This window comes from Stieleria varia (assembly GCF_038443385.1).
Classification (GTDB): Bacteria; Planctomycetota; Planctomycetia; order Pirellulales; family Pirellulaceae; genus Stieleria; species Stieleria varia.
In genome coordinates this window covers 4,548,357-4,575,027 of the sequence record NZ_CP151726.1, presented here as the reverse complement: position 1 = coordinate 4,575,027, position 26,671 = coordinate 4,548,357, and the positions used below count along the sequence as shown (strand labels likewise).

Genomic DNA, 26,671 nt, shown 5'->3' with positions numbered 1-26,671 from the left:
CCCGCCGGCTACACCACAGCAACCTCCACCGGTCGCCGCTGCAGAACACATGACGCCGCCCACTGCTCCGCCATCAGGTCTGAGTGAAAAGTTTGCGCCGGTCAAGAAACTTTACGAAGCCGTTTCGTCCGAAGTCGCAAAGCTCTTTGTCGGCCAGGACGAATTGGTGCTGGGAACCTTGACCGCTCTGTTCTCCGGTGGTCACGTGTTGATCGAGTCGGTTCCAGGTCTTGGCAAGACGCTGTTCGTACGGACCTTGGGTCAAGTCCTCGGGTGTGAGTTTGGTCGCATCCAGTTCACTGCCGACTTGATGCCGTCGGACATCACCGGCGCTCCCGTGTTCGACATGCAACAGAGCGAATTTCGTTTTCGCCCAGGTCCGGTTTTCACTCAGCTCTTGCTGGCGGACGAGATCAACCGGTCGCCCGCAAAGACTCACGCGGCCTTGCTGGAGATCATGCAGGAGTACCGTGTGACGATCGACGGTACGAGCCACAAGGTTCCCAAGCCGTTCCTGGTGCTCGCGACGCAAAACCCGCTCGAGAGCGAGGGCACGTACAACTTGCCCGAAGCCCAGTTGGATCGATTCATGTTCAAGCTGCGGGTGGACTACCCGACCGCCGAACAAGAAGCCGACATTTTGCGGATGCACAGCCGCCAAATCGATCTGAACCAGCGTTTGCGTGATGAGATCAGAGTATTGACCAACCCAGAGTTGGTCCAACAGATGATCCAGCTATGCGGTACGGTTCGCATCACGGATTCACTGGTCAATTACATCAACTCCATCGTGCGAGCAACACGATCATGGCCCGCATTTCACATCGGAGCATCGCCTCGGGCGGGATTGGCGTTAATGCAATCGGCACGAACCTTGGCAGGGTTTGCCGGGCGTGATTATTCGATCCCTGACGATGTGGTCGAAGTCGCGATTCCGGCGCTTCGTCACCGAGTGCAGTTGACAGCGGAAGCGGAGATCGAAGGTCGAAGTTCCGACGAAGAACTGTCAGCAATGATCCGAGGTATCGAAGTGCCGAGGGATTGATCGACGGCGAACGACAAGCCAAAGTCGCTCGATCTTCCAGATCGATAGCGTGAATCGCCATCCGTGTTGTGCCACTCAACGCATCGTGTGATGGAAGCTCAATGGGGAGCACGCTATCGACGTGGAACGTCGAGCGACGATTCCCCGGGCTAGCGGACCAAGTCCAATAAACCCAAACGCCATGGGATTTGGCCGTAGTCACCTCGCTGATATTCCTCGTCGTCTGCACCTTGAAACAACAATCGTGTTTCGTGTGGATCAATCTGCAAATGTTCATCGAAACCGGTGCGAATGAACTCGCCGTGACTGTAGGACGTCGCCCACGATTCGTTTTGATTGATCACGTTGATCGGTGAAACCAGTGGTTTTACTTTGCTGTCCGCTAGCGGTTTCCATTTGCCGTCCAGACGGTCGGCCACGTACCCTTTGAAATATCGACGCTTGCCTGCTTGGGCTTCCACGATCGTCAAATACTGCGATCGCCCACTCAATGCATACGTATGACTGGCTTCGAAGATGTCCCCTTGTAGTGCCACCACCGGATCCGTCCAGCCTTGATCGGGGAACTGATCCAATCGGGTTTGCGACCGCCACATCCGACCATCCAGGGTCGTGAAAAACAGAAATGCGGACTGTTCGTCGCAGATCACCCAGTAGTCCAGCCCCGCCTTGGTGCCCTCGGGGACCACGTACAGAGGTTCTGGCAGCGTCCAACTCTTGGGGTCGCTCAAATCATCCGTCGTCGAAAAGCACGGACCGTACCGCAACCCTCGAGTTTCATCAGCGGCTTGATAGATCAAATACCACTTCCGCTGCGGCGTGAAATAAAAGATCTGTGGCGCACCGTGATAGCCAAGCGTCAGGTCCAAAACGCTCCAATCCGCTTGGTCGGCTTGAGCCCAATCGGTGAAGGACAAGTAGCCGATTCGGATGCGTCCGTCACCTGACTTCGCTTTTCGTAACGTGCAAAACAGATGCCAGCGATCGTTGTATCGGACAACACTGGGATCCTTGACCGCGATCCACGGATGTGCCTCCGACGCCGGCAGCCGATTTGCGTCGATACCCAAGATCGGTGGTCCAACTCGCCAACGAAACGATCCGGTCGTCCATGGACCGTCCTCGGTGATCTGAGTCGATTTCTGTTGCGCTCCTGCATGATGTGTCGTTGTCGCAAACCATGTGAATACGGATGTCAGGGCGACGAGACAGGTGAGCCAGTTCATCAGCGGGCTCCTTGAGCCAGCGCGCGAGCAGACGCGTGAATGATGGCCTGGGACGTGATCGTTGCGCCGCTGGTCCCGTCGATTTTCCGGACACCTTGCGTGCGTTTGATCTGCCCGGTCGTGTCCGAGATCGCTGCGTAGAATTGTTTCTCCGTATGCTTCGTCACCCGCACGTCCGTGATCTTGCTGTCGGCCACCGTCACTTGAACTTTCACCGGTCCGTTGTACCCGGTGCTGGAATCGGTATACGTTCCGTCTTTCACTTTGGCCACGTCAGCTTGGTCAAACAACTTGATGGCTTCGATTGCCCCAGCGGCGCGTGCCGTGTATCGCTTGCGATACTCTTCGTTTCGAGCTTGGTTGCGATCCAAGATCGCTTGATAGTACTCGATGGCCTCTTCCAAACGTCCAGCGCCTCGCAAGGCGTCGCCCGCGTTCAGAAAGGCTTCGTTGAACAGTCCGGTGTTCTTGTACGATTGGGTCACACGCAACGCCGAGTCGATTTCCCCCATGTCTCCGAGCAACTTGATCGCATCAAGATGTAACTGCGGTGCTTTCAACAGCCCGAGCGCCATGTCTTTGTTGCCCAGACGCCAGTAGCATTCGGCCAAGTAGATACCGGTGCGATTGCTGACGGTCGCACCCTTTTTTTGTAGCCAGTAAGCGGCGCGAGGATAATCTTGCAGCAACGTGAAGTACATGTCGCCGAGCTTTTCCATGTCGCGGTTGAGCAAGCTGGGGTTGGTGGCATGCAAATCTATACACTGATGAACAAGTTTAATTCCAGATCGCCAGCGAGATTCGTTCGGGTTGACGCGTCCCCAGATGTACTGACCAACGTTGCGAGATTCGTCCCATGGCCCGTCTGCATTGAGGGGCCAATCCAATTCGAGTGTCGGCGGATGATTCAACGGCGTCGATTCGAGCCAGTCGGGCGGCTGGCTGCCGACGGACTCGATCAACGCCAAGACTTCGGCGCGACTGCGGCTGGGGCCACCATTGGAGTCGGAACTTGAATCTTTGTTGGCAGCCGTTTCGACTTTCGGCGTCAGCACGAACCGCTTGCCCTTGATCGTCACCGCGTGAACGGTGGAGTAGGGATAGGTCTTGGTAATGGAACGACTGGCGATCTTGGTTTCGAAATCGAACTCTTTTGCGTCCTTGCGGATCTCGATGATCTTGCCTTGCATGTTGACGCCGTTAAGGAATTCGACGGAGTCTTGGGCAGCAGCAGACTGCAAGAATGCAAACAGTGTGATGGTCAGCAGCAGTAATAGGATTCGAGTGTCGCGGAGCTTCATCATGTCGATCCCGATAGATGGTCGGTTGGGGAACCGAATTGTAACCGACGGCGGGAACTGTTTGGGATCGTTTTTTTCGAGGGCGGTGGACTTCGGTTTACGTTGGGGAGTAAGTCAGCCTGGAAAGGCTGACGTACGGGTAGCTGACGTACGGGTGACTCGGAGACTAGTTGATCAGGAGGTCGTTTCCATGGTCGCCTTCTTCCCATTGACGGCGAACTTCACGCAATCCGTAGGCGCACATTTCGAATTGTTCGCTGAGTCGGAAAAGCAGTTCAGCGGGCGGTCTCTCGTCGCCGCCTTGGATCTCAGCGGCGATCGCGTAGGCGCGTTTCCCCTGGCGTCGATAGTCGAGCAACCCGTCGGGACTGCGGTTCTGGCGTTCCAAGCTTTCGGGGAACATCCCGGACCAAAAAAGGGTAAAGTCACCGATCTGACGATTGACCTCACGCCGAGCCAAACCTTTGCGTTTCTGCGAGTCGCAGATCATCTGAAAGACGTGCTTGGCTCGTTGGCCGTCGGAGCGTCGCAGGGAATAGAGCGAGTCCATGCGAACGAAGCGTAACATCATTTCGCTGACGTAGTCGACCAACTGCACGTCAGCCACTCCGAGCTTGGAGTGAAAGATGAACTCATTGAGTCCGCGGAAGAAACGCTCGATCGCCGAACCTGAATTCGCCGCTTCGTCGTTTCGATCAACACTGTCGTCGTTGTTTGATGCCATGTTGGACCTCCGTAGCAATCGCGAAGACAACAGGGAATCCGATTCCTGAAATTCACTGGTAGAGATGCTCCACCGGTGGTGTCAAGACAGAATCCGAGTCGCCTGATTATAGTTTGACGACGCGGATTTGCAAAAATTCCCCTGTGGACTGACGATTTGATCCGTTACAGAATTCTTATGAGCCGATGGCGTTCACCACGGGCTTGGAAGGGTTGCATCCTGACCAACACGCCCGCCGTGATCGCCGTCGGCCGCATAGAAACGCAGCATCAATCGATGGAGAAATGGGTTTTGCCGGAAATCCTGGGCGAGAGGAATTCTGGCGAATCCCACTACCAATTGCGCGGTGAATGGACGATCGTTCCTGAATCAGCAACAGACTAGTGCATCGTCCAGTCCTAGAACGTGGGTTCGGTAGATGAGCCGTTTTGGCGTTAGCCACGGTTTTCGTGACACAACCGTGGCTAACGCCAAGACGGCGAACCCCAAAATCAAGACCGGACGATGCACTAGTGGACGTCTTTGTAGAGCGGCATGTGCCGGTAGTAGACTTCGAGGCAGAAGATGGACAAGCAAGTCGTGTAGAGGCGTCCCGAGTTGCGGCCCCATTGGTCTTGTTGGGGAGCCCAACTGCCGGCTTCGCCACCCGACTTGACTTGAGCCGCGGGCAGCTGCACACGCATTGCCCCGTTCCACTCTTGCCAAGGTTGGCCGCCGTAGTGATGCATGACTTGCGTGGCGTAGTACCAGTAATAGACATCGTGGTCTTTGATTGTGAACGGTGCATCCAACAGCAACGCATCGATACCGCGTTTCTGTGGCGGTGAGTCACGAGTCCATTTGAGGTATTGCCGGCACAGGATTCCTTCCGCGGTCATCGCCGGGGAGGGTGCCCCGCGAGGTTGGTAGGAGTAGCCCGCGCCTTCAAAGCTGCTGGCCGAATCGAGATACAGGTTCACGCGATCGAGTTTCGACTCGTGTACTTCCAGTCCGCCCGCGATCGCGCTTTGCAACGCCATCACGAACCAACCGGTCACGGAGGTATCAGAATCCTCGCGTGGGCGATACCGCCAACCGCCTTCTTGAGCCTGGGCGTCTTGGGCAAACTCGACAGCCAACTGGGCGCGTGGTCGGAGCCAGGAATCGTTGGTCATCGCGTAGAGTTCACACAGCACGATCGTCGCTTGTGCTTGGGCGTACATTCGTTCGTGATCGCGTGCGTTGGCGGCCATGAAGCCGTTGCGGTCTTGCTGAGACAACAAGAACTTGACACCTTTGTCGACGACACCGGCATACGGTCCACTTTTGTGCGTGTTGCCGTCGCCCAGGAATGCCAACAGCGCCATCGCGGTCGCTGCGGTTTGATTTTCGGTAAAGCCGCCGTCGCTGTACGGCCCTCGCATGCTCCAACTGCCGTTGGACCTTTGCTGCCGTTTCAGCCATTGCAGGCCAAGCTGAACTGCGTCTTGAGTTTCTTTGGTGCCTCCATAGACGGCCAGCAAAGCGTTTTTCATCGCCCCGGTCCGACCGTTGAACATCGGCTTGGACACTTTGAGTGAAGTCTCACCGATTTCGACTTTGTCGATCGGCGACATCTCCAGCGTCTCGACGTTTTCAAAGATCTCAGGGACGGGAGCATCGACGAGCGAGTCCTCCGTCTGCTCGGTCATCTGATTGGTCGTGATCTCGGTGTCGACGGAAAAGACTTCCAGATCCAGTGCCGGCGCTGGCGTTTCGCTGGTTCCGAACTCCAGCATGATCCTCGTGATTCCTTGACCGGCCGGTGTCGTCACCAAAGCCAAGATCAGCAGGGCCAACAAGTGGACCACCATGCTGACCAACCAGGGTGGTGCCGAACGGGTGACCGTTTCAACCGGATTTTCTGAGTCGTCCGCCAGTGCGTCCGGGTCATCGACCGGCAGTCCCGCCGCGAGCCTTTTTTCGGCTCGCTCACGAGCTTCCGCTTCACGATTGATGCTTTCCAATTCTCCACGCCAGCGAACACGAGCGGTACCAACTCCACTGACTCGGGGAGCAATTTCGGGTGCCGGTCGCAACGGGGCCGGTTTGCTGCGAGGCGGCGGCGGAGGAGGCAACTGGCTGGCGTCTCGCTTGGGCGGCGCGGCCTTGTTGGGCTTGGAAGATGTCGCCACGACCAGCGGAGCCTTCGACGCACCAGTGGGGGGCGAGGTTGTATGTGGCACAGCTGTAGGTGGGACTGCTGTGGGTGGCACAGCTGTGGGTGGGGCCACGGGGGGGCCAAGTTGCGGCGGCGGAGTCCGTGGGGGCTGCAACGGTCCCACGACGGGTCTCGTTTCCGAGCTGGTGGAAGAGTCGCTAGGGGCATCCGCTCGGGACATCGTTGCAGACCGTGTGATGAAGACGAGAGAGACGGCGGGGACGCTAAAAGTGGTCCGACCGACAGATTCAGTGTAGCCAAGTCCGCCCGGTGAGTCGACTTTGCATCGGCTCGGCGAGATTCGAATGCGCGATAATAAACGAAAAACGGGGTGGACCGCCTCTGGCAATCCACCCCGCTATGGTGTCGCGTGCATTCTGCGATACTTAAGCGTCCTTATGCGTCGGGCCGCTCAAGTTGTTTGAAACTAGCATCCGCAGGAGGGAGCAGCTTCGCAACCGCAAGCTGGTTCGACAACGTCGCAGCAGCTGCTGCTGCAACCTTTGTTGCAACCGCCGAACAACTTCTTCAGCAAGCCACCGCCGAAGCAGGACTTGGGAGCCGAGCAACCGCCGCAAGCGGGAGCTTCGCAACCGCAAGCTGGAGCAGCTGCACATCCGCAGTCGCTGCTGGCAGCGCCACATCCGCAGTCGCTACCGGCTGCAGCACCACATCCGCAATCTGAACCGTCACCACAAGCTGATCCGCAAGCGGGAGCTGGGCAGCAGACGGTCACAGGAACTTGCTTGCAGACGACTCGTGGGACGCACTTGGTGACCGTGTAAGGTTCGCAAACCTTGCGGCACTTGGCGACTTTGATCGTCTTGGTGTAGCACTCTTGACGGCACTTGTTGACGCAAACGGTCTTGGTGCGGCACTCAGGAACCATTTTGCAAACGGTGTAGTTGCAGGTCTTCGTGCGGCATTCTGGGACCATCTTGCAGACGGTGTAGTTGCAAGTCTTGCTACGTTGTTCGCAGACATAGCTGCAAACGGTGTAGTTGCAAGTCTTGGTGCGGCACTCGGAAACCATTTTGCAAGTCGTGTACTTGCAAACTTTGGTGCGAGGCTCGCAGACGTAGCTGCAAACGGTGTAGTTGCAGGTCTTGGTGCGGCACTCAGGAACCATTTTGCAAACGGTGTAGTTGCAAACCTTGGTGCGGCATTCTGGGACCATCTTGCAGACGGTGTAGTTTTCAACCTTCGAGCGGCACTCGGCTACCTTGCGGCACACGGTGTAAGGGATTTCACGAGTTCGGCACTCACGACGATAGCGGGTGCAGGTGACTTCCTTTTGCTCGCAGGTTGGGACCCAAACCTTCTTGCAGATGGTCTTCGGGCAACCTTGAACGCATTCTACTCGGCAAGCGCCTGGGCAGTATACGTTGCGGCAGGTCGACGGATCAAACGTCCACGTGCCAGGCTCACGAACGGTGCGACGCATCATCGGGCCAGGAACGGTTTCGGTTTGCGTTTCCCAATGTCCACCGTTGACGGTTACCGTCTTGGTGTATTGCTCAGGAACAACAACGCTGTAGTTCTCTGTGCGGACCTTTTGCTCTTGCACGGTGTTGTAGACCGTGTAGTTGATCGTGCGGCTCTTTTGCTCTTGAACAGGAACCATCACGGTGTAGTTGATGGTCTTGCTGTGAGTTTCGTAAACCGGCTTGTTGACCGTGTAGTTGATCGTACGAGTCTTGGTCTCGTAAACGGGCTTCTTGACGGTGTAGTTGATCACTCGCTCGTGCGTTTCGTACACGGGCTTTTGAACCGTGTAGTTGATCGTACGGGTCTTGGTCTCGTACACGGGTTTTTTGACCGTGTAGTTGATCACTCGTGAGTGAGTTTCATACACGGGCTTGTTGACCGTGTAGTTGATCGTGCGGGTCTTGGTTTCATAGGTTGGAACCATGACCGTGTACTGGACTTCGCGTTGTTCCGTGTAGGGAACCATGCGAGTCGCTTGGACTTCTTGGTCTTCGTAGTACGTTTCGTTGCGGGTACGATAACGAGTTTCTTGAACTTGCTCGTAAACCGTTTCCTGAACGTTACGCATCACGGTGTAGCTGCCACCGCCGACGGCTGCACCAGCAGCTTCGTCCACGATAGCGCCTTCGGAAACCACTGCATCAGCAGCAGCACCTTCGGCGACGACCGAACTTCCACATCCGCTACAGCCTTGGTAGCTGATCGCGCCGCAATAAGCAGCGCTTGAGGATTTTGCACCCGAAACGATCGCGATGATCGCAAGGGCAGGCATTAACCACAGCCTTTTCATCTTTACTCTCTCCAGTTAAACAACTTGTGGGTTGCAAGAACGCAGCATGCGACGTCACCCGGAGCACCTTGCTCAAGCGACTCTGCGACAAAGAGAACCCCCCCGTCCAAGATGAGTTGCCCGGCACTTGTACGCAGTACAAGTGCTTAGGCCATCAACTCGACCCCATCAGCCCGACGCATATGGCGGGAGGAAGATGGAGCGATCACGCAAACCTTGCGAAATCTGGAATTGGGTTCCGATGCAATCTCTACATCGACTGCGTAAGAAAGTTGGAACAAACAAAGGGGGCAGCCAAGCGAATTTAGGAGGGTTGCGTCATCCTGAACTGCTGCCAATATCGAGCTTATCGATGGTATCGATTTTGACGTCCGCTGGCGGGTGATTCCGCGTCGTGAAAACACCACACGCGTCGCCAAAAGCCGCACGCCGCTGACTCGCGTCACGATGATTGCACGCAACGTTGTTACAACCGTTATGATTGTGAATCCGACAGCCCCTCGACGTTGAGTCGCGCCATCGATTTGTTGGATGACGAAGTGATTTTTGAGGCATCTGATGATGCCTTTCTCAAGCCGAACCGGTCGCCCAAGGTGATTCACAGTGTCAAAAGAACCTGACGAGGGACCAGTGGACGGCCGTATGCCGCACGAGCCGTCGGGCAGGTTGCCTCAGCCGGCGGTGGGGCGACTGAGTCTCTACTTTCGAGAGCTGCATCGACTCAATGACGGGGGCACCTCCCACACCAGCAGTCGCGAACTGGGGCAACTGGTGGACGTTTCGCCCGCCGTGGTTCGCCGAGACCTCAGTGCAATGGGCACAATCGGTCGCCGCGGTGTGGGCTACGAGGTGGTGAAGTTGATCGATGCAATCGGCCAATTGCTGGGCAGTGGTGTGCAGTGGCGAGTCGTGTTGGTCGGGGTCGGATCTCTTGGAGACGCCTTGCTACGCTACCGAGGATTTGAACGACTGGGCTTTCGTTTGACGGATGCGTTTGATTCCGATCCCGCGAAATGGGGGCGACAGGTCGGCGGCGTGCTGGTCAGTGATGCATCGGTCATGGCGGGACGGCTGATGGAGACTCGGCCGGAATTGGCGATCTTGGCCGTGCCTGCCGACCAGGCGCCACAGGTAGCTGCTGTTTTGGTCGGTGCGGGAGTCAGCGGTATTCTGAACTTTGCACCCACGATGCTGAAGCTGCCTGGGACGACGGCCGTTGTGAATGTCGACTTGGCCAGCGAATTGCAACGGCTCGCCTTTAGCGTCCAGAACTCGGCTCGATAGCGACGCCCGGGCGAGTACTCATGACCGATGGTGTCGGCGTTCTGGGCATCTTCTGTGGCAGTGTTTTTTTCCAACACCGCCGAGCCATGGAGGACGCGAGATGCAGTCGTTTCGAATCGAACCGGGAGTGCCCTGCGAGATCTGCAAACAGAATGACCGCCAGCACTGGCGCCCCTACCAAACGACGAAGTTGAATTGTTTCTCGGAGCCGGTCAGCCGCTCAAGGATTTCGGTCACGTTTCGCTCGGGCCGTTGGCTGATCCGAGTCAAGATCCGAGACGTCAAACAGTTCAACGGATACCGCTGGATCGCGATGAAGTGATCAACGATTATCGCTAATGATCGCATGTCCAGCAGGTGGGAAGGCTGCAGGGGAAGTAAACTGACACTTCTTGTTCTGAAATGCTTGTCGTTCTCCTTTTGCCGAGTTTCCATATGGCCAAATCCCTTGTACCGGCAGCAGTGTTTGCCGGTTTGCTTGCTCTGGCTCCCTGCAAGGCGCAGGATTCGGTCGTTCAAGACATTGAGGTCGCGAGAGCGGAGTTTGGGAAATCGATATCGGACGCAGACCAAGTGAGCGAAACGGGCACCCGTTTTGCGCCGACGGACACGGTTTACTTGAAGGTATCGCTGAACTCGCGTCCGAAGACCGGCGTGTTGTCTTGCAAGTTTTACCTGGACAAGCAAGAGATCACAGTCGCCTCGGCCGACCTCTCGCGATTGGACGCCACGGGAGTTGCCAAGGACGCCAACGCCTACGGCGTATTCAGCCTGCATCCCACGGCGCCCTTTCCCATCAGCGACCAGTATCGCGCGGAGATCTTTTACGACGAAAAAAAGCTCGGCACGTACCCTTTTCAGATCATCGGTGAAAAGGGCGATCGCAAGGATTCCGATCAACCTGCAATGAAACTGACGGATGCCGCCCCGGTCGTTTCAGCGGGGCCTACAGACATTGTGGCCAAGCTGTTGCACGCCACGGCGAATGTGACTTGCAGCGATGACCGCGATTACCACTGGACCGGAACGGCTTGGATTCTGGATTACGAGAAACGGTTGCTGGTCACCAACGATCACGTCGCAAACGCCGGTGCGCATGACAAGAAGATCGGCAATGTGACCAGCATGAAACTGTATTTCCCCGAGTACCGTGACGGGCGAGTGATCCACGATGCTGGGCATTATGCGAGGAACGCTGAGGCGATCAATGCGACGGTGATCTATGGCGACAAAGCGCGAGACTTGGCGATCATTCAGGCGGATCGATTGCCGACAGACCAAACAAGTGCATTGAAACTCGGATCCGACGCTCCGTCACTCGGTCAACGGCTCCACTCGCTCGGCGGCATTCCAGCGGGCAGCGAAGGATACTGGATCTACACTTCGGGCGATGTCCGTGCGGTGTACTCGCGATCGATGGCCAACGGCTACAACGCAGATGTGGTGGAAGCCGACATGCAGACCAACAAAGGAAACAGCGGCGGGCCGGTCGTGAACGACTCCGGAGAATTGGTCGCCGTGGTCGAAGGCCACAGCACAACGGCGCGTTCGGTCAGCCTCTACATCGCGTTGTCAGAAGTCCAAGCGTTCCTCAAAGACGCGTTGCCGTTGGTGCAGCCGGCCACGGCGGAACAATTCATGGCGCGAGCCAAGCATCATCGTGCGGCGGGACGAACCGACCAGGCGCTTGCGGATTTCACGCAAGCACTGCGTCTGGATCCGAACAATGCGGAGGTGATGGCCCTGCGGGGTTGGGTGTTCTATGAACGTGACGATTTGGACACGGCGCTGACGGAGTTTGACGATGCAATCGCAGCGGACAAGACGATGCTGTATGCCTACCATGGACGCGCGAACGTTCAGTTTGACCTGGGTGAGTTCGACAAAGCGTTGGTGGATTTGACCTATGCGATCAAGAACGCGGTGGACCCCAAACAATCCTCCGAGTTCTACAACGAACGCGGCATTGTCTATTCTCACATCGATGAGTTGGATAAGGCGTTGGCGGATTTTGATCGAGCAGTCGCAGCCGATTCCAGCAACGCTTGGGCGCATGCCAATCGCGGTGACATGCTGGCCAAATCTGATCAGCACTTGAAAGCAATCGATGCGATCAAAACCGCGGTGGACTTGGAATCGAAAGAACCCCATTTTTATTGGCTGATGGGAAAATCAGCACAAGCGGTCGACAATCTGGATGGCGCACTGAAACTTTTTGACATCGCCACCGCGTTGGACGGCACGAACGCCGACTATTGGATTTCAAAAGCTCGTTGCCTGATCGCCACGGGTGACATTCAGCAAGCAACGGAAAACTTGATCTCCGCGATCGAGATCGATGAAACCGACCATCGGGTTTACAACGAAGTCGGATTGGTCGGTTTTGATCTGGGAAACTACCCGCTTGCCGAAGCACAGTTTGCCATCGCAACGCAAGTTGATCCCGGCAACTACATTTATTGGCTCAATCGGGGACACGCAAGTCTGAAGCTGCGTAAGTTTGACGATGCTGTTGCTCATCTCACTCAGTCGATAAGCCTTGTTGACGACGATGCGGATTGCTACTCGATTCGTGGTCAGGCCCGTTCGGCATTGGACAGGTCAAACGAAGCAGAAAGCGACTTCAGGAAAGCCAAAGAGTTGCTGCCGGACGCCTTTGTCAAATACTCTTCCAAGCTGTTGAAGATTGCCAATCGAACCGGTGAAGATTTGCAAGTGATGGTTCGCTATCGCGTCAAAGGATCCGATGGCCAAACACGCTGGTATCCGCCGGCGGGTCAAGCAGCGGTATTTGAATTCGCGCCCGGTGAAGCGTCATTGCTGACGTTCGACGGCAAGCAAATCCATGGCGATCGGTTCTCTATTTGGGCACAAGGCAAAGAGTCGGGCAAGGATTACGATGAGTTCAAGACCCGTGAATTGATCTCCGTCGGACCGAGTGGATACCTCAGTGGCAGCGGTGAAGCCGACATCGAACTGTACAACTTTGTCAGCCCCTGATGGGATTGCGGCGTTGGCTCCTACGGTGGGGATACGTGCGGTGTGGGACGGTTGGTGGTGGCGATTGCGCCTGCGGCTTGTCGTTAAACGATCGGGTTACGGGGTTACCGGGTTGGTCGGTTTTTGGCGATTCAGTTCGACCTCTGCGCAGGTTTCTTCGCTTTCCCATAACCGCACCTTGAAAGCAGTTGCTCCGGTGCCGTCGAGGATCACGGGGCAGATTTTTTCCAAGAAATGGATCGCCATGTTTTCGGCTGTCGGGTTGCAATCAAGCTCATAGATCCGGTGGGGTTGCGATGAGCGGATCGCGGCCAGACCGTTTTCGTCTTGGTCCCACAAAATGAAGGTGTGGTCCCAGTGGTCGTCCAGCCAACCGTTGACGCGTTGCTTGAGCAATTTGAAATCCAAGATCCGCCCCACCGCGTCTTGCTCTGCTCCTGTCACATAGACTTCCACGACGTAGTTGTGACCGTGCAAATTCTGGCATTTGCCTTCGTGTCCCACCAGGCGATGACCGGCGCAGAAGACAAAACGACGCATGATGCTCAATGACACGAAACGGCTCTCGGGGCTCGGGTAGCGATATTCAACTCGGTCATGATAGATCGATCGTCAACCACTGGGCAGCCCTCCGTCACGACGGACGAGGGCTCGCATCGGCACCCGGTTTCAGCAAAAAGCCGTGGCTTCTACACTGTCGGTTGCCTGTCCGTTTTCACCGTTTTATTGGAGCATGCTCACGTGAGCCAGACCTACGAAGCCCGCCCGTTGGACGTCCCTGCAACCAGCGAATTGCGATTCCTGCCGGAAGGCCCGTACCAGTACTCCGAGAGCGTCTTGTCCTGGGTCGGCATCCAACACGGCGCCAACGCCCGACACGGCAGCGTCAACCTGCTGGATCTGCGGACGGGCGAAAACCGGTCGTTTGAGTTGCCCGGACGCCCAGGGTTTGCGTTTCCCTGTCAATCCAATGGCAAGTTCGTTGTCGGTTGCGAGCGATCCCTGGGAATCTTTGACACGGCGGATGGCAGTTGGGATGTCTTTTGCGAAGGAGTCGATGCCGACGTCGAGAATACGATCATCAACGATGGCCTGATGATCGAAGACAATCTGGTCTTTGGCACCAAAGACCTCGAGTTCGCAACGAAGAAAGCCGGTTTGTATCTGTATCGCGGCCGAGACGCGAAGCTGATCCGCTTGCGCGATGATCAGATTTGCAGCAACGGAAAGGCGACGATGATGATCGACGGAAAGCTGAACTTGATCGACATCGATTCGCCGACACGAACGGTCGTTCGATACGAGTTGGACATCGACGCGGGCACACTGACTGACGCGGTCGTTGTGCTGGACTTGACCGACGATCCGGCGGTCCCAGACGGTGCGATCTTGACCCCCGATGCAGCAGGATTGATCGTGTCCATGTTCCTGCCGTCCGTTGCCGATCACGGCGAAACACGGTTGTATGACTTGGCCAGCGGTGAATTGCGGGCGACGTGGCGTACCGCAGGGTCACCTCAAAACACTTGTCCGGCGCTGGTGAAACATGACGGCAGTTTGCAACTCGTGATCACCACGGCGGTGGAAAACATGAGCCCCGCGGATCAACAGGCATGCCCCAATGCGGGCCGATTGTTTGTCGCCGACAGCGGATTGAGCGCGCAGGGGTTTGATTCGCCCAAGTTCCCTCGATAGCAACTCACGATCAATCCGTGACGCTGGTCGGGACTCGTGACCTCGTCCACTACGCCGGTCAGACGTCAAGCTCATCCAGTTCATCCAAGAGCCGATCCAAGGACTCGTCGTCGTTTGAAGGACGACTGGTGCTCGTTGGGTGATTGGCGTTTGACTTGCGATTGGATGGCGAGTGGGGCGACTGAGTCGTGGCCGCGGAAATCTTGGAAGACGCGGGTGACGTGTTCGCTGTCGCGTCCGATGTTTTCTGCGGCGCTGTTTTCTGAATCACTGGAATGTTTCCCAGTGAGAACGTTTTCACCGAGCGTGTTTGCTGTAACTCCAGCAGTGCCTTGATCACGCGGTCGGCGTTCTGGACAGTGGACAAGTCAAACCCGTAGAGGCGACGCGAACCGTTGACCGTGGCAGGGACGGACCGGTTCGAATCAGGCTCCGGGGAATCTGAAGCCAGGGAATGTGGTGCCACTCGCAACGGGATCCCGATTTGGGCGAGTGCCGTTTGTTGTTCTGCGGCGGACGACCAATCCAACACCGCCACGTCTCCTTGCAAAGAATGGAGGGTCAGATGGTCGGTGGAGGACTCTGTGATTCGGTCCAGACGTTCCACCAGAATCAGATCGATGCCTGGGCGTCCGATCAGTTCGCCGACCAACGTTTCCGCGATCACGGATGCGCCGGGTAGGGGAGGTGGGCTTTGCACCATGACCACATTCAAACGTACCGCCATGGTTTACAGCTCTCCAAAAGATTTGTCGCGTCGGGATTCGGTTTGTGCTTTCGCGACAACATCATACATGTCGAACCAAAGTTCACGGACGTTGGTTCGCTCACTGACTCGCCGGGATTTGATTTGGTCGGCGACCAGTTTTTTGATTTCGTGGGGTGTTTCCGCCAACAAGTCTCCGGCGAGTGACTGAATCATTTCCGGAGATGTGGATGTCTCGGCGACAACGGTCCAGCCTGTGATGCGTCGGTGCGCGGTTGCCAGCAGATTGATGTTTCGCAAAAAAGCGGAGCGAGCGAGACGATAACGGGAATAGCGACTGAGTTGTTCCCAGCCGTCAACCACCAACAATCCGTCGCCTGGCAGTCGGAGCATTTCGCCCCGTATCTTTCGATAGTGTTTCAGCCGCGCGATGAAGCGTTTGAACCAGCCATCACTCGGGTCTGACGACAGATGGTTGAACGAGACCATCGGGTAGGCCCGCTGCAATTTGGGCAGCAAGCTGTGCACCAGGGTCGTCTTGCCGGTGCCGTGGGGGCCGACGATCAAACCACGCCGACATTCCTTCAATGCCGCCAGCAACGTTTCCAGGTGCATGTTGGCGGCTTGCGGATTCCCGCCGCGACGACCGGGCGCAAAACGGTACGGCACGACGCCTGGACTTGTGCGAGAAGTCGCGAACGGATTGGTGGGCTGAGGGGTGAACCGATCCGTCACGCCGGAATCTCCGTCGAGCAATCAAACGGTAGGGGACAATCGATGCTCAAACGAGCGTCGAGGGCGAACTCGCGGCCAAATAGAAAGGCTGTTCTGTGACGATCTCACGACCGTCCGAAAGGAACAGACGCATGCGGATACACCATCGAACCGAGATCAGATGCCCATGATAACTCAACGGGGTGGCCGGCAGTTCACAGGTCAGTCGGTGCTCGTCGGCCAGACCGGTCCGTTGAATCTGGCTTTCATCCAGACGCTCAAAGTGATGGACGTGTAGATCCTGGTCCCCTTTGCCATCGGTGTACCACAGCACAGAGATCTCGATCGCCTGCAGCTGATCCAGGGTCACGCGGCTGACTCGCCAGCGTGCCGCGAGGTTCGTGCCGCCTTGGTAAATCCCGTCGGCGCGACACAGCGCAACGTTCACCGCGGGCTGCGTCTCAGCGGTAAGCCCGGAGGGTGAACGACGACGAGAAAGTTTCGGCAGAACGATGGCCACGGCCGTGCTTCTCCAGTGACAATGATTTTCCAGCGGATCGCGTTGTGAGCCCCCACAAACGAATGCATGGCGTTGCGAGGTAGATCCAAGGTGAATTGTTGTTCCCAAGGCACCTCCGGGTCAACTCGTACATTCTTTTCATCGCACAGTTCTTGGGTAAAAACCTCATGGCGCTCGACCCGAACGTCCGTTCCCTGCGCAAAAATCGTTTCTTCTTCGCACACAAAACGCACCGACAGCGACCTGAATTTCAGCCGACCGGCCTGTGAAACATGCACGCGATACTTGTGGCCCGCGTAGAACGGATGGTCGCTGATCTCGACGATTGTGGGACCAATCCCAGCGAATCGCCGTAGATGAGAAAGAAAATAGCGAAAGGACCAGTAGCCGATCGTGCCAAAGGGCACCAACAGTCCGGCCAAAATGTACCGAGGACTTCCGTACCAAAATCCCAACACCACGACGGCCAACAAAATGAACCAAACGGTGTTCCACAATAGGGCCAGAATTGCCGGTCCCATCAACTCTCCGGCTTGCGAATTCTCTGACGCCAAGCGATAGGTCAAACGCTCGCCAGGACTGTCCGTCAACGCCGCGCCACGCGGGACACTTGGCAGCCGTGCGATGTCATCGCTGCTGGGAACGATCAACTCAATCGATCCGGCTCGGTTGGCCATCGCCGAGCGTCGTTCACTGCTGGCACCCACGCTCATCAATCGATACAGCATGCCGCCCGCACCGCTGCCCATCGCCGCCAGGGCCAGGATGCTAAACACCCACACGCTCAGACTATTGTCCTCTAATGCATCGACGCTCAGGTCTTGGGTGGTCTCAGGAGAAAACCGGTTCAGCAATACCAGCGAGAGAACAAACACGCCGAGCATGAATACGCCGGAGTAGAACGCGACCTCCCAAAGGATGCTGCGCAGCTGCGTTCCCACAAATCGCTTACCCCGCTTCTTGCTCCATGGACGGGGAAAACGAAACATGATCGACGACGGGGGAGGAATTCGGCAGTGAGGGATCGCACATCGTTGTGCAGAGGCGTTTCGCACATCTTTGTGCAGGGGGCGTTGGGTCCATGACGATGGCGCCCAAGCATTGGGGAAAGACGCCGTCTGGACGCCTCAGATTCTACGTCAGCCGAATCGCGGCCGACACGCCCCTTGCCCCCTATCGGCAACGCTGTGAAGCATTCATATGCTCAAACGCGGCACTTACCAGCACGAAGCGCAAGCGAGTGACTCGCAAAATTCACTCGCTTGCGTTTCGTGCTGGTATTTTGGACTGTCAAAATGCTACGCAGCGTCGCCTGCTAGGCTCAACGTGGTTGGCGGCTGGGGCGATAGAACCCCAGCTCTTCCAAGGCTCCGTAGACTTCGCCGAGAGTCTTTTCGCCAAAATTGCTGATCCCCAGCAAACGTTTTGGCGTCGCATGCAACAGGTCACGGACGGTCAGAATGCCCGTTTCCTCCAAACAATTGGTCGTCCGTACGGACAAACCCATCTCAGCGATACTGAGGTCCAATCGCTCGTTACGCAAACGAGCGTCTTCTTCCGCCTGACTGATTTTGATTCGCGTGCTCATCGCCAAACTCCTTTTGGATTCCTACAAATGCAGCCACACATCGCTGTCTAATGCGATGCATCGTTCAACGCCAGCGACGTGAACGTATTGGCCGCAAAGAGTAAGCGATCTGTAACGATTTGGCAAAGGATGACGGACAAGTTTTCAACATGAAAACGTCGAACAAGAACGGCAAAGAGCCGAGCTGGCAAACTGGGTAAGATTGACTCGAGTTTTCGAACTTTCAAACGCTAGCGTTTGGTTTTTGTTTGGGCTCACGATAGTGTTCGTTTTCGACTCGGAGAGCCGAACGATCGTCGCACGACTTTCCAAGTCGATAGCGTGCCCCGCCAAGCGTGTTGCGAATTCGAAACGCAAGCGTCTGTACGGCTGAGGGATGCATCTTCAGTCGTTGTCGTAGTGGGTTTCGCCAGAAATCCCAGCAGGAAGGAATTCTGGCGAATCCCATTACGGGTATGCCAAGTTCCTTGGGAGGAAGTGACCGAACGGCAAGCAAAAAAAATCCGCCCGTTCTCAACAAGGGAGGGCGTTGAGAGAACGAGCGGATTGTGCAGTGAATCCAGATTTTGGGGAGCCGGCAGGATGGACGAGACCGGCGAATCTGTTTTCAACCTTTCAGACGTTCACAGGCGTTATCGCCGAGTCGGCTGGGACTGAGTTCCACGATTTCGGGCAACCTCAGTGATTTCCTGCCATCTCTGACCAACGGAATCTGCGACCCTCTGGGCGGCGTCAACCCACTGCAAAACAGTGGCGGTTGCTTCGGCGAGCTGATCGGACTGGACCGGTTCAATCTGCTCCACAGCCTGAGCACGCGCCAACAATTCGGCTCCCGCGTTACCGACCTGCTGCGGTTGGGCTGGCCATACGAGAGCCAGTTGCCGTGCAACATTCTGGACCAAGCCTTCTCCGCTCACCACGAGTGCGGCGAAGTCTTGCCCGATTTGGTCGGCCGAGAGCCGTTTGCCCGCGAGATCATTTTCCGTGATGACCTCGGAGGCGTTCGATACAACTTCATCCAACAAATGCTCCAGATACCGGACGTCCTCCGCGCCGATTTCTTCTGTCAACTCAGCCACCGGCACTGCGTTGGGGTCCAGCGGACTCCAGTCACCGCTTTGAGCCGGTTCTTGCTTGACGTCCGCGATCAAGTCTTGTGTCAGAACACAAAACGGTTGCTTGGAAAAGGAAAACAGACCGTTGTGTGGCAAGTCACGAGCGGCCAAGTCGTACGGCAAGTAGGCTTCGGGGATCGTGCAGATAACGGGCGAGCTGCCGATCAAGATTTCATCGACCTGCTGCCCTTCCGAGATGGCGGCACGGGCGACCGACGCTTCCGCAGTCGGCTCACTCACCTCGGCGTTTTCTGCCGTTGCCACACTGCCCGTGGACGTTTCAGGGGACGTTTCAGGAGACGTTTCTGATGACGATTCTGACTGGACTTCTGCGGACAACGACTCCGTTATGACGGACTCCGTCGTCTCCTCAGGCTCGGCAGGAATGGAATCCATGGCCAACACGCTCTTGCCAAGCGTGCGATCCAGTTTTTCGTCTGCGTCCACGGGCTCTTCGCCAGCAAGTCGATCCAACTCGGCTTTGATCTCCACCTCATCTTGGGCTGCAATCAACGCCTCATCGACTTCCGTGATCTCTTCGACAACCTCGGCGGTTTCTTGGGCAACCTCTGCCTCACTCTCGTTGGCCCACAGTTCGTCGCCTGCAATCTCGCTATCGAAGTCCACTACTGGCACCATGTTGCTGACCTCTTCGTTTTCAGCGTCCGATTTTTGTGCAATCGCGCTGGAGGCCGAGTCAGCGTCGCCCTCATCAAGAAAAGATTCATCTGTGACAGACTGTTCGCTGTCGTCACTCTCTGCGGTGACGTCCGCCGCCAAAGCCGCGATCTGCTCCGCGGCCTGTGCCGCTGCGTGCTTCTCCGCGGCTTCGATCCACCACTGTTGAAAGCGATCGATTTGATCACCGGAGCCACCAAAGCGAGTTCCTACCATCGCGAAGGGCTCGACCATTTGCTCAAAAGGAATCCCGGCACTGGCACAGGCGGTCGCGGCAACGGCGGCGATCGATGAGTCGAATTGAGATGAAGTGCGAGAGATGGTGGGCTGGGTCGACAATGCCGGTTGCGGCAGTGAATCGTGCGTGGCCGGACCAAGGTACTCCGCGAAGTGTTCTTCGGAGCATTCCGTGACGGCTTCTGCGTCGGCGAGAGCCTCTGAGTCTTGCTCTGTGATTTGTTTGTCAATCTGTTTTTCGCTGCGATCGGTCCGCTTTGCCTTGGCGACCAACTCGTCTTCGTACTGAGACCACGTGTCGTAGTTGCACGTGTCGCTAGGAATGGCTTCTTCCATGATCCAACCGCACCATTGCGACGGATCATCGACACGGTACTCGACCGGAGTCGGCGTGATCGCTTTTCCTGGTTCAGCGGCGGCGAGAGGAAATGGCGTCAAGAAGCCGGATGAGCCAGTGGCCATGAAACAGAAAAGTGCAAAACGGCGGAGCCGCTTCGAAATTCGACGAGTCATTTTCATGATATAGGTTTCCTCCTGAAAGCCATCCGCTAATGCCGTCCCTGGCTGATCGTCGTTTCGCGTCGTGCGGAAAATCCATCCGTTGACGATTCAGCATTTTTCCGGTGGGTTCATGGCAAATCACCGAGACACTCACGCACCATCCTGCGCGACGTTGGTTCATTGATCATGATTTGTCTGGGCAGTGCGGCAGTCCTTTCTGAGACGGTTGAGTGGTGAGTGAGGCGGGAATTTGTTCTGCTCCGACGCGAGGCGAGTTGTGAGCCCGTCAGCGGAACATGGGAAGCTATCGGTGACTTTGCCGCCTGGGCTTTCCTTTCGGATCCGGAAAAACATGGCGTTTGACCAAGAAGGTTGGGAATGTGCCACTTGTGCAGGTCCGCTCACTCGCGTCCGATTGGTTAGAGGAGGTTGACAGGGCATTGAGACGATTTGCGTTGGATTGCTCAGAACAATTCGCAAAGGCCGCGAGCCCAGCCCAAAACATGGGGTTAGCACTGTCGCTGCTCCGCAGCTATCCGACGCCGATTTTGGATTGCGCAACCACCGCCTCAGTCGCGGATGCGACGACAGCATACAGCCTGGGGCGCGAGCCCCAGGTGAACGCCGCCCGACGCCGCCAACGAGCCGCGGAGCGGCGACAGATTGCTCACGCATCGCGGCTCAGGGCGTATGATGGTGCCATATGCCCTGAACCGCTGGCCGTCAGGCCACGGGAAACAAAAAAGGCGTGATGAAAAAATCATCACGCCTTTTCGAATGACTCTCGTCTCGGACAACGATCAGTTGATGATCGGAGTCGGTTCATACACGATGTCTTCGATCGTATCCATCGGCAATGCGGGAACGTGCAGTCCTGCTTCACGGAAAATCGCATCGATCGCTTCTTGGGCGTCTTGCACCGTCTTTTCACGCGTCTGATTCTTGTACTGCAGAGGCGATGCCGACGGACTGACGGGGCCATCGAACCCGATGGACTCCAGATGCTTGATCAAGTTGACGTGATTGATCGTGCCTTGCAACGTCGGCAGGATACGATCAGACACCTTGGCCTTTGACGCATCAACGTCGGCTGGCAACGATCCGAGCCGGACCGCGACGATCTCGCCGGCCTTCAACTCACTGACTTGATCCATCGCACCATCGCCGACGGCCCAATCCCACGTATCGATCACCAAACCGACATTCGAGTTGCCGGCGCTGCGGACCAAGGCAACGAGGCCTTCCACTTTACGCATGAATTCAAACTGTTTGCCGTCAGCCAGACCAGCGGCAGCTTGGAAAGTCACACCGAGCTTGATGCCTTGAGCGCCCAGTACGTCTGCGATCTGCCCAAGTCGTCCCGTTTGAGTCTGGAAGTACTCGTGGTAGGGCAACCGATCGGTCGCCGCCGGCAGAACCGTATAAGCACGCGTGGCTCCCAGTTCCTTTGCCAGCTCAGCCACCGGATGCACGGCACCCAACTGACTGGTGAACGCATCGTCGTCTGCGTCCAAGTTGACTTCCAAGTTGAATCCGCCCAGAGCAATCGATGCCGAACGCAAGTACTTGGCAGCATCGTCGAGACTCGTTCGTTGACTGCGACGAAGCATCTCGTACATGTCGACGTCCATCCCGCGGAAGGCATAGGTCAACGCCAACTCAATCAACTCACTTTGGCGACCGTTGAGACCGAGCGATTGGGGTGAAAAGTTCTTCAGCATTCTGTTTCCTGTCAATCCTTCTCAACCCCGCCATCCGGTGGGGGTGCATGGACTGTTAAAAAAAGAGGTAAATGGACGTTTAATTGAGTGGTGAGGGCGTAGTATCGCAGAATCACCCCGTTTGGTCCAAGGGGCTTTCTGCCGCAGATCGCCTGCAAAGATCAAGACTGTGCAAAAACAGGCGTGATGGCTAGAATGGAGGGTGTCGGCGAAGGCCGATTCCCGCCCAAATACAGTCTTCTGTGGTACCAGAGTCGTTCCTTACACCGACCGGCCCTTACCCCGACCGGCCCTTACACCGACCGGCACGTGCCACCCCGCCCGCAGACTGCATCCCACCAAGAACGATCCATGCGAAATTTCAGCCAGATCAGGTCGTCCGCTGCATTGGCGGTCGGACTGGCCACTCTTTGCACCACGCTCGGATGGAGCGTACGCGCTGCAGAAGTCGACGATTTTCTGATCGCCAAAGGACAAGTGATCTATGAGTCCAAGTGCGCCAGTTGCCACGGCGAGTCCGGTCAAGGCGTCAAGGATCATTACGCGGATCCGTTGATCGGCGACTCCTCCATCGGCGAGTTGACAACGGTGATCGCTGAAACGATGCCAGAGGAAAAGCCGGAGAGCTGTGTCGGCGATGACGCTCAAGCCGTGGCGGCGTACATCCACGAGGCCTTCTATGGCGAAGCCGCCCGGTTGAGAAACCGGCCTGCCACGCATCACTTTGCCCGCCTGACCGGCAGCCAGTTGCAGCAAAGTCTTGCCGACCTCTACGGTTCCTTCGGCGGCGATCCCTGGGTGGAGAAAGAGCACGGCCTGAAGGGCTCATACTACACCACCACGAGCGGCAAGAAGGAAAATCTCAAGATCGAGCGGACAGACGCCGTGATCGATTTTGACTTCGGCAACGACGGTCCAGGTAACGGAATCGACCCCCAAGAATTCCGTATCGATTGGCGTGGAACGCTCACAGCGGAACACACCGGTCGTTACGAGTTGGTGGTCCGCTCAAGCTGCTCGATGCAGTTCCGTTTCGGCAATTGGGAACGCCTGCTCATCGACAACCATGTTCAGTCCGAAGGCAAGGAGGAATTCCGACGCTACGTTACGTTGTTGGCCGGCCGACAATATCCATTGTGGATCGAGTTCAAACAGCGAAAGCGTAAGACCGAGTTGCCGCCAGCGAAGTTCTCGCTTTCCTGGGTCCCACCGGGCGGCACCGAGCAGTTGATCCCGACCCGCAATCTCTCAGTCAATACTTTGCCCGCAACGTTTGCGATCGAAACCAAGTTGCCACCGGACGATGAAAGCTACGGCTACCAGCGTGGCACCGACATCAATCGCCAATGGGACGAATCCACCACGCGAGCGGCGCTTGAGTTTGCCGAGATCGCCACGACAGAACTCTGGCCAGACTACGAGCGCAAGCACAAGAAGGATTCCGACGAGAATCGCGGTCGACTCCGGGGCTTCCTGACAGAACTGTTGGAAGTCGCATTTCGTGGCGAGGTCGACGAGGAAACTCGCCAACTGTACATCGATCGACAACTGGATGCCGAACCAGACAATGCCATGGCGATTCGACGTGTTTGTTTGCTGGCGATCAAGTCACCTCGATTTCTGTATCCGACGCTCGACAACACCCAGTCGCGATCGCGTCGCGTGGCAAACCGGCTGGCGCTGGTTCTCTTTGACTCGCTGCCGACATCGGATTGGCTGATCAAAGACGCTGAAAAGAACGCTTTGGAAAAAGAAGACCGAGTGCGGCAGGCCGCCGAGCGGATGATCGGCGACCCTCGTGCACGCGGCAAACTGCACGAGATGTTCTACACATGGTTGAAATTGGACCCGACGGCGGAAGTCACCAAGAACCAAGAACAGTTCGCGGGATTTGATAAACAGCTGCTGCTCGACTTGAGGCTTTCACTTGATGCTTTCTTGGACGAAGTCACTTGGAGTGATTCGAGCGATTACCGTCAACTGTTCCTCGCCGATTGGACGTTCACCAACGAACGCTTGCACGAGTTCTATGGCGAGACCTGGAAACCGGCATCTGATGCCGTACCGGGCGAAGTGGTCCGTAGCGTCTCGGCCCCCGAAAGCCGAATTGGAGTGCTGAGCCACCCGCTACTGATGAGCCACTTGGCGTACTACGACACGACGTCCCCCATTCATCGCGGCGTCTACTTGATCCGCCACGCTTTGGGACGAACCCTTCGTCCACCCAACGCCGCCTTCACACCGACAGATCCAGACTTGCACCCGATGCTGACCACGCGTGAACGCGTTGAACTGCAGACAGGCGAAGCAAAGTGTCAGGTTTGCCACCAGAAGATCAATTCGCTGGGCTTCACCCTGGAAAATTTCGACACCGTGGGACGATTCAGAGCGATGGAAAAGGAAAAGCCGATCGACGCGAGTGGTAGCTACGTGACCCGCGGAGGCGAGCAGGTAAGCTTTGACGGTCCCAGAGAGCTTGCGGAGTTTTTCGCCAACAGCACGGACGCCCAATCCGCATTCGTCGAAAATGCGTTTGAGTTTTTCACCAAACAGCCGATCCTAGCCTATGGCCCCGAGACGCCGCAGAAACTGTTAAAATCTTTCCAGGACAGCGGTTACAACATCAGGATACTGATCGTTGAAATCGCGGTCATCGCTGCGATGGTCCCCGACGAATCGACACCATCGACCTGACCCGCGATCGACCTGACTCGCGATCGACCTGACCTGCCATCCGCCTGACTCGCCCACCTCATTCACCCCGCCTCAACAGAAAACGAACCATGCCACGAACATCCAACGGAAACGGTTTGAACCGACGCGACTTCCTGATGCGATTGGGCGTCAGCGCCGCGGCCGCACAACTTTTGGTCGGACTGCCCAGCTTGGGATGGGCCGCCAGTTCCTCGCGTCGGCGTCGTCTCGTTTTTGTGTTCAGCCCCAACGGCGTGATCCCCGATCACTTTTGGCCTGACACCAAAGCACCGGAGTTGGATTTCAAACGGATCTTGAAACCGCTGGAGAAGTTCAAAGATCAAGTGCTGACGATGCACGGTTTGAACAACCGCATCAAAGGTGACGGCGATGGGCACATGCGTGGCATCGGATGTTTGCTGACCGGTATCGAGTTGTTCCCCGGCGACGTTCAAGGCGGCAGTGATACGCCGGCGGGTTGGTCGATGGGGATCTCGATCGATCAACACCTCAAGAATCTGTTGCAGGCCGATCCGACGACGCAGACCCGATTCGGATCGCTGGAGTTCGGCGTGATGGTTCCCGAACGTGCGGACACATGGACTCGTATGTCTTATGCCGGCGCGAATCAGCCAGTCGCACCGATCAGTGATCCCTACCAAATGTTCGACAAACTGTACGGACAAACGAGCAACCAAAAACTGCTGGCAAGTGTCCTGGACGACTTGGCTGGCGATTTCAAGAAAGTCGAGTCGATGATCTCGGCAGAAGACCGCCAAATGTTGCACCGGCACTTGGACATGGTCCGATCGGTCGAGAAAGAACTGAAGACGGAGCTGGCAGCAGCAACGAAGAACGATGGTGTCTCGCATGCCGTCCCCGTGTTGCCACCAAACATCGAAGAACAAAACGACAACATGCCTGAGATCACTCGGATGCAGATCGAGTTGCTGGTCAACTCCTTCGCCGCCGACTTTGCCCGCATCGCGACGTTCCAGATCACCAACAGCGTCGGTCAACCACGCATGCGATGGCTGGGAATCGATGAAGGCCACCACGGATTGTCTCACGAACCGGATTCAAACGAAGCAGCTTATGAGAAGCTGATCCAGATCAACACGTGGTACGCCGAGCAAGTCGCGGCGATGGCACAACGGTTTGCCGAAACCCCTGACCCCTCTGGTCACGGCAGCATGCTGGACAACACAACGATCGTCTGGACGAACGAATTGGGCAAAGGAAACTCGCACACGCGAGACAACATTCCGTTCGTATTCGTCGGCGGCGGGTTGGATTTCAAGACCGGCCAGGCGTTGGAGATGGGTGGCGTGCCGCACAATCGGTTGTTGATGACGATTGCCGAGTCGTTCGGCTTCCCAACCCCATCCTTCGGCAACCCCGACCACTGCGGCGACGGAGTCCTCACCGGCCTGAGCTGATCGCAGGTCAGGCTGAATGTACGTCA

The 26,671-nt window shown here is 56.6% G+C and carries 21 protein-coding genes; 8 read left to right on the top strand and 13 right to left on the bottom strand.

The features are described from left to right. The first annotated feature begins 49 nt into the window (after positions 1 to 49). Entirely contained in the window at positions 50 to 1,045 is a 996-nt protein-coding gene (locus tag Pla52nx_RS15370; protein WP_146523548.1) for an AAA family ATPase, read from the top strand. A 149-nt stretch (positions 1,046 to 1,194) separates the two neighbouring features. On the opposite strand, the gene Pla52nx_RS15365 is transcribed toward Pla52nx_RS15370, so the two are convergent. From Pla52nx_RS15365 to Pla52nx_RS15355, 3 genes are all read right to left on the bottom strand, one after another. Then, positions 1,195 to 2,271 carry a non-reducing end alpha-L-arabinofuranosidase family hydrolase gene (locus tag Pla52nx_RS15365; protein WP_146523525.1) on the bottom strand — a complete coding sequence of 359 codons (1,077 nt, stop codon included), beginning with the start codon at positions 2,269 to 2,271 and terminating at the stop codon, positions 1,195 to 1,197. Next, on the bottom strand, positions 2,271 to 3,575 hold the full coding sequence (locus tag Pla52nx_RS15360; RefSeq protein ID WP_146523526.1) for an FMN-binding protein: 1,305 nt from the start codon (positions 3,573 to 3,575) through the stop codon (positions 2,271 to 2,273). The genes Pla52nx_RS15365 and Pla52nx_RS15360 overlap by 1 nt, the downstream gene beginning before the upstream one ends. A 163-nt stretch (positions 3,576 to 3,738) precedes the next feature. Continuing rightward, on the bottom strand, positions 3,739 to 4,296 hold the full coding sequence (locus Pla52nx_RS15355; protein WP_146523527.1) for a hypothetical protein: 558 nt from the start codon (positions 4,294 to 4,296) through the stop codon (positions 3,739 to 3,741). A 177-nt stretch (positions 4,297 to 4,473) separates the two neighbouring features. Between Pla52nx_RS15355 and Pla52nx_RS15350 the strand changes: the two genes are divergently transcribed. After that, positions 4,474 to 4,680 carry a hypothetical protein gene (locus tag Pla52nx_RS15350; RefSeq protein WP_146523528.1) on the top strand — a complete coding sequence of 69 codons (207 nt, stop codon included), beginning with the start codon at positions 4,474 to 4,476 and terminating at the stop codon, positions 4,678 to 4,680. A gap of 125 nt (positions 4,681 to 4,805) precedes the next feature. Here Pla52nx_RS15350 and Pla52nx_RS15345 read toward each other — a convergent pair whose 3' ends face one another. Together Pla52nx_RS15345 and Pla52nx_RS15340 are read right to left on the bottom strand one after the other, a co-directional pair. Next, positions 4,806 to 6,449, bottom strand: a complete 1,644-nt coding sequence (locus Pla52nx_RS15345; protein ID WP_231742822.1) for a prenyltransferase/squalene oxidase repeat-containing protein — start codon at positions 6,447 to 6,449, stop codon at positions 4,806 to 4,808. Between the two features lie 453 nt (positions 6,450 to 6,902). Beyond that, positions 6,903 to 8,753 (bottom strand): hypothetical protein, encoded by a 1,851-nt coding sequence (locus Pla52nx_RS15340; RefSeq protein WP_146523529.1) that lies wholly within the window; start codon positions 8,751 to 8,753, stop codon positions 6,903 to 6,905. 603 nt (positions 8,754 to 9,356) lie between these two features. On the opposite strand from Pla52nx_RS15340, the gene Pla52nx_RS15335 reads away from it, so the two are divergent. From Pla52nx_RS15335 to Pla52nx_RS15325, 3 genes are all read left to right on the top strand, one after another. Further along, positions 9,357 to 10,037, top strand: coding sequence for a redox-sensing transcriptional repressor Rex (locus Pla52nx_RS15335; RefSeq protein ID WP_231742823.1), 681 nt, complete (start codon positions 9,357 to 9,359; stop codon positions 10,035 to 10,037). 100 nt (positions 10,038 to 10,137) lie between these two features. Continuing rightward, positions 10,138 to 10,359, top strand: coding sequence for a hypothetical protein (locus Pla52nx_RS15330; protein ID WP_146523530.1), 222 nt, complete (start codon positions 10,138 to 10,140; stop codon positions 10,357 to 10,359). Between the two features lie 113 nt (positions 10,360 to 10,472). Beyond that, entirely contained in the window at positions 10,473 to 13,037 is a 2,565-nt protein-coding gene (locus Pla52nx_RS15325) for a serine protease (RefSeq protein ID WP_197455118.1), read from the top strand. A gap of 96 nt (positions 13,038 to 13,133) precedes the next feature. Here the strand turns inward: Pla52nx_RS15325 and Pla52nx_RS15320 are convergent, their stop codons facing one another. Beyond that, on the bottom strand, positions 13,134 to 13,577 hold the full coding sequence (locus tag Pla52nx_RS15320; RefSeq protein ID WP_146523532.1) for a 6-pyruvoyl trahydropterin synthase family protein: 444 nt from the start codon (positions 13,575 to 13,577) through the stop codon (positions 13,134 to 13,136). Positions 13,578 to 13,778: 201 nt separating this feature from the next. Here Pla52nx_RS15320 and Pla52nx_RS15315 point away from each other — a divergent pair, with 201 nt between their 5' ends. Next, complete coding sequence (locus Pla52nx_RS15315; RefSeq protein ID WP_231742824.1) at positions 13,779 to 14,732, top strand: SMP-30/gluconolactonase/LRE family protein; 954 nt, start codon at positions 13,779 to 13,781, stop codon at positions 14,730 to 14,732. Between the two features lie 58 nt (positions 14,733 to 14,790). Here Pla52nx_RS15315 and Pla52nx_RS15310 read toward each other — a convergent pair whose 3' ends face one another. The 7 genes from Pla52nx_RS15310 to Pla52nx_RS15280 all read right to left on the bottom strand — a co-directional run bounded on the left by Pla52nx_RS15310 (position 14,791) and on the right by Pla52nx_RS15280 (position 22,512). Further along, on the bottom strand, positions 14,791 to 15,459 hold the full coding sequence (locus Pla52nx_RS15310) for a hypothetical protein (protein WP_146523534.1): 669 nt from the start codon (positions 15,457 to 15,459) through the stop codon (positions 14,791 to 14,793). Positions 15,460 to 15,462: 3 nt separating this feature from the next. Next, a complete protein-coding gene (locus Pla52nx_RS15305; protein WP_146523535.1) occupies positions 15,463 to 16,173 on the bottom strand; it encodes an ATP-binding protein in 711 nt (236 codons plus the stop codon). A 46-nt stretch (positions 16,174 to 16,219) separates the two neighbouring features. Further along, positions 16,220 to 16,600, bottom strand: a complete 381-nt coding sequence (locus Pla52nx_RS15300) for a hypothetical protein (protein ID WP_146523536.1) — start codon at positions 16,598 to 16,600, stop codon at positions 16,220 to 16,222. Continuing rightward, positions 16,597 to 17,661 (bottom strand): hypothetical protein, encoded by a 1,065-nt coding sequence (locus tag Pla52nx_RS15295; protein WP_146523537.1) that lies wholly within the window; start codon positions 17,659 to 17,661, stop codon positions 16,597 to 16,599. Before Pla52nx_RS15295 ends, Pla52nx_RS15300 begins: the two co-directional genes overlap by 4 nt. Positions 17,662 to 17,993: 332 nt before the next feature. Continuing rightward, positions 17,994 to 18,260 (bottom strand): DNA-directed RNA polymerase subunit alpha C-terminal domain-containing protein, encoded by a 267-nt coding sequence (locus Pla52nx_RS15290; protein ID WP_146523538.1) that lies wholly within the window; start codon positions 18,258 to 18,260, stop codon positions 17,994 to 17,996. A 632-nt stretch (positions 18,261 to 18,892) separates the two neighbouring features. Further along, positions 18,893 to 20,752, bottom strand: a complete 1,860-nt coding sequence (locus Pla52nx_RS15285; protein ID WP_146523539.1) for a hypothetical protein — start codon at positions 20,750 to 20,752, stop codon at positions 18,893 to 18,895. A gap of 839 nt (positions 20,753 to 21,591) precedes the next feature. Continuing rightward, positions 21,592 to 22,512, bottom strand: coding sequence for a TIM barrel protein (locus Pla52nx_RS15280; protein ID WP_146523540.1), 921 nt, complete (start codon positions 22,510 to 22,512; stop codon positions 21,592 to 21,594). 351 nt (positions 22,513 to 22,863) lie between these two features. Here Pla52nx_RS15280 and Pla52nx_RS15275 point away from each other — a divergent pair, with 351 nt between their 5' ends. Further along, positions 22,864 to 25,206: a DUF1588 domain-containing protein gene (locus tag Pla52nx_RS15275; RefSeq protein ID WP_146523541.1), complete on the top strand. Its 2,343-nt coding sequence runs from the start codon at positions 22,864 to 22,866 to the stop codon at positions 25,204 to 25,206. An 89-nt stretch (positions 25,207 to 25,295) separates the two neighbouring features. Further along, a complete protein-coding gene (locus Pla52nx_RS15270; RefSeq protein ID WP_146523542.1) occupies positions 25,296 to 26,645 on the top strand; it encodes a DUF1552 domain-containing protein in 1,350 nt (449 codons plus the stop codon). The last annotated feature ends 26 nt before the right edge of the window (positions 26,646 to 26,671 follow it).

Excerpts from the sequence above, each read along its gene's own strand:
- Pla52nx_RS15370 (WP_146523548.1), top strand. The coding sequence starts at position 50 with ATGACGCCGCCCACTGCTCCGCCATCAGGTCTGAGTGAAAAGTTTGCG.
- Pla52nx_RS15365 (WP_146523525.1), bottom strand. The coding sequence starts at position 2,271 with ATGAACTGGCTCACCTGTCTCGTCGCCCTGACATCCGTATTCACATGG.
- Pla52nx_RS15360 (WP_146523526.1), bottom strand. The coding sequence starts at position 3,575 with ATGATGAAGCTCCGCGACACTCGAATCCTATTACTGCTGCTGACCATC.
- Pla52nx_RS15355 (WP_146523527.1), bottom strand. The coding sequence starts at position 4,296 with ATGGCATCAAACAACGACGACAGTGTTGATCGAAACGACGAAGCGGCG.
- Pla52nx_RS15350 (WP_146523528.1), top strand. The coding sequence starts at position 4,474 with ATGAGCCGATGGCGTTCACCACGGGCTTGGAAGGGTTGCATCCTGACC.
- Pla52nx_RS15340 (WP_146523529.1), bottom strand. The coding sequence starts at position 8,753 with ATGAAAAGGCTGTGGTTAATGCCTGCCCTTGCGATCATCGCGATCGTT.
- Pla52nx_RS15330 (WP_146523530.1), top strand. The coding sequence starts at position 10,138 with ATGCAGTCGTTTCGAATCGAACCGGGAGTGCCCTGCGAGATCTGCAAA.
- Pla52nx_RS15325 (WP_197455118.1), top strand. The coding sequence starts at position 10,473 with ATGGCCAAATCCCTTGTACCGGCAGCAGTGTTTGCCGGTTTGCTTGCT.
- Pla52nx_RS15320 (WP_146523532.1), bottom strand. The coding sequence starts at position 13,577 with ATGCGTCGTTTTGTCTTCTGCGCCGGTCATCGCCTGGTGGGACACGAA.
- Pla52nx_RS15310 (WP_146523534.1), bottom strand. The coding sequence starts at position 15,459 with ATGGCGGTACGTTTGAATGTGGTCATGGTGCAAAGCCCACCTCCCCTA.
- Pla52nx_RS15295 (WP_146523537.1), bottom strand. The coding sequence starts at position 17,661 with ATGTTTCGTTTTCCCCGTCCATGGAGCAAGAAGCGGGGTAAGCGATTT.
- Pla52nx_RS15290 (WP_146523538.1), bottom strand. The coding sequence starts at position 18,260 with ATGAGCACGCGAATCAAAATCAGTCAGGCGGAAGAAGACGCTCGTTTG.
- Pla52nx_RS15285 (WP_146523539.1), bottom strand. The coding sequence starts at position 20,752 with ATGGCCACTGGCTCATCCGGCTTCTTGACGCCATTTCCTCTCGCCGCC.
- Pla52nx_RS15280 (WP_146523540.1), bottom strand. The coding sequence starts at position 22,512 with ATGCTGAAGAACTTTTCACCCCAATCGCTCGGTCTCAACGGTCGCCAA.
- Pla52nx_RS15275 (WP_146523541.1), top strand. The coding sequence starts at position 22,864 with ATGCGAAATTTCAGCCAGATCAGGTCGTCCGCTGCATTGGCGGTCGGA.
- Pla52nx_RS15270 (WP_146523542.1), top strand. The coding sequence starts at position 25,296 with ATGCCACGAACATCCAACGGAAACGGTTTGAACCGACGCGACTTCCTG.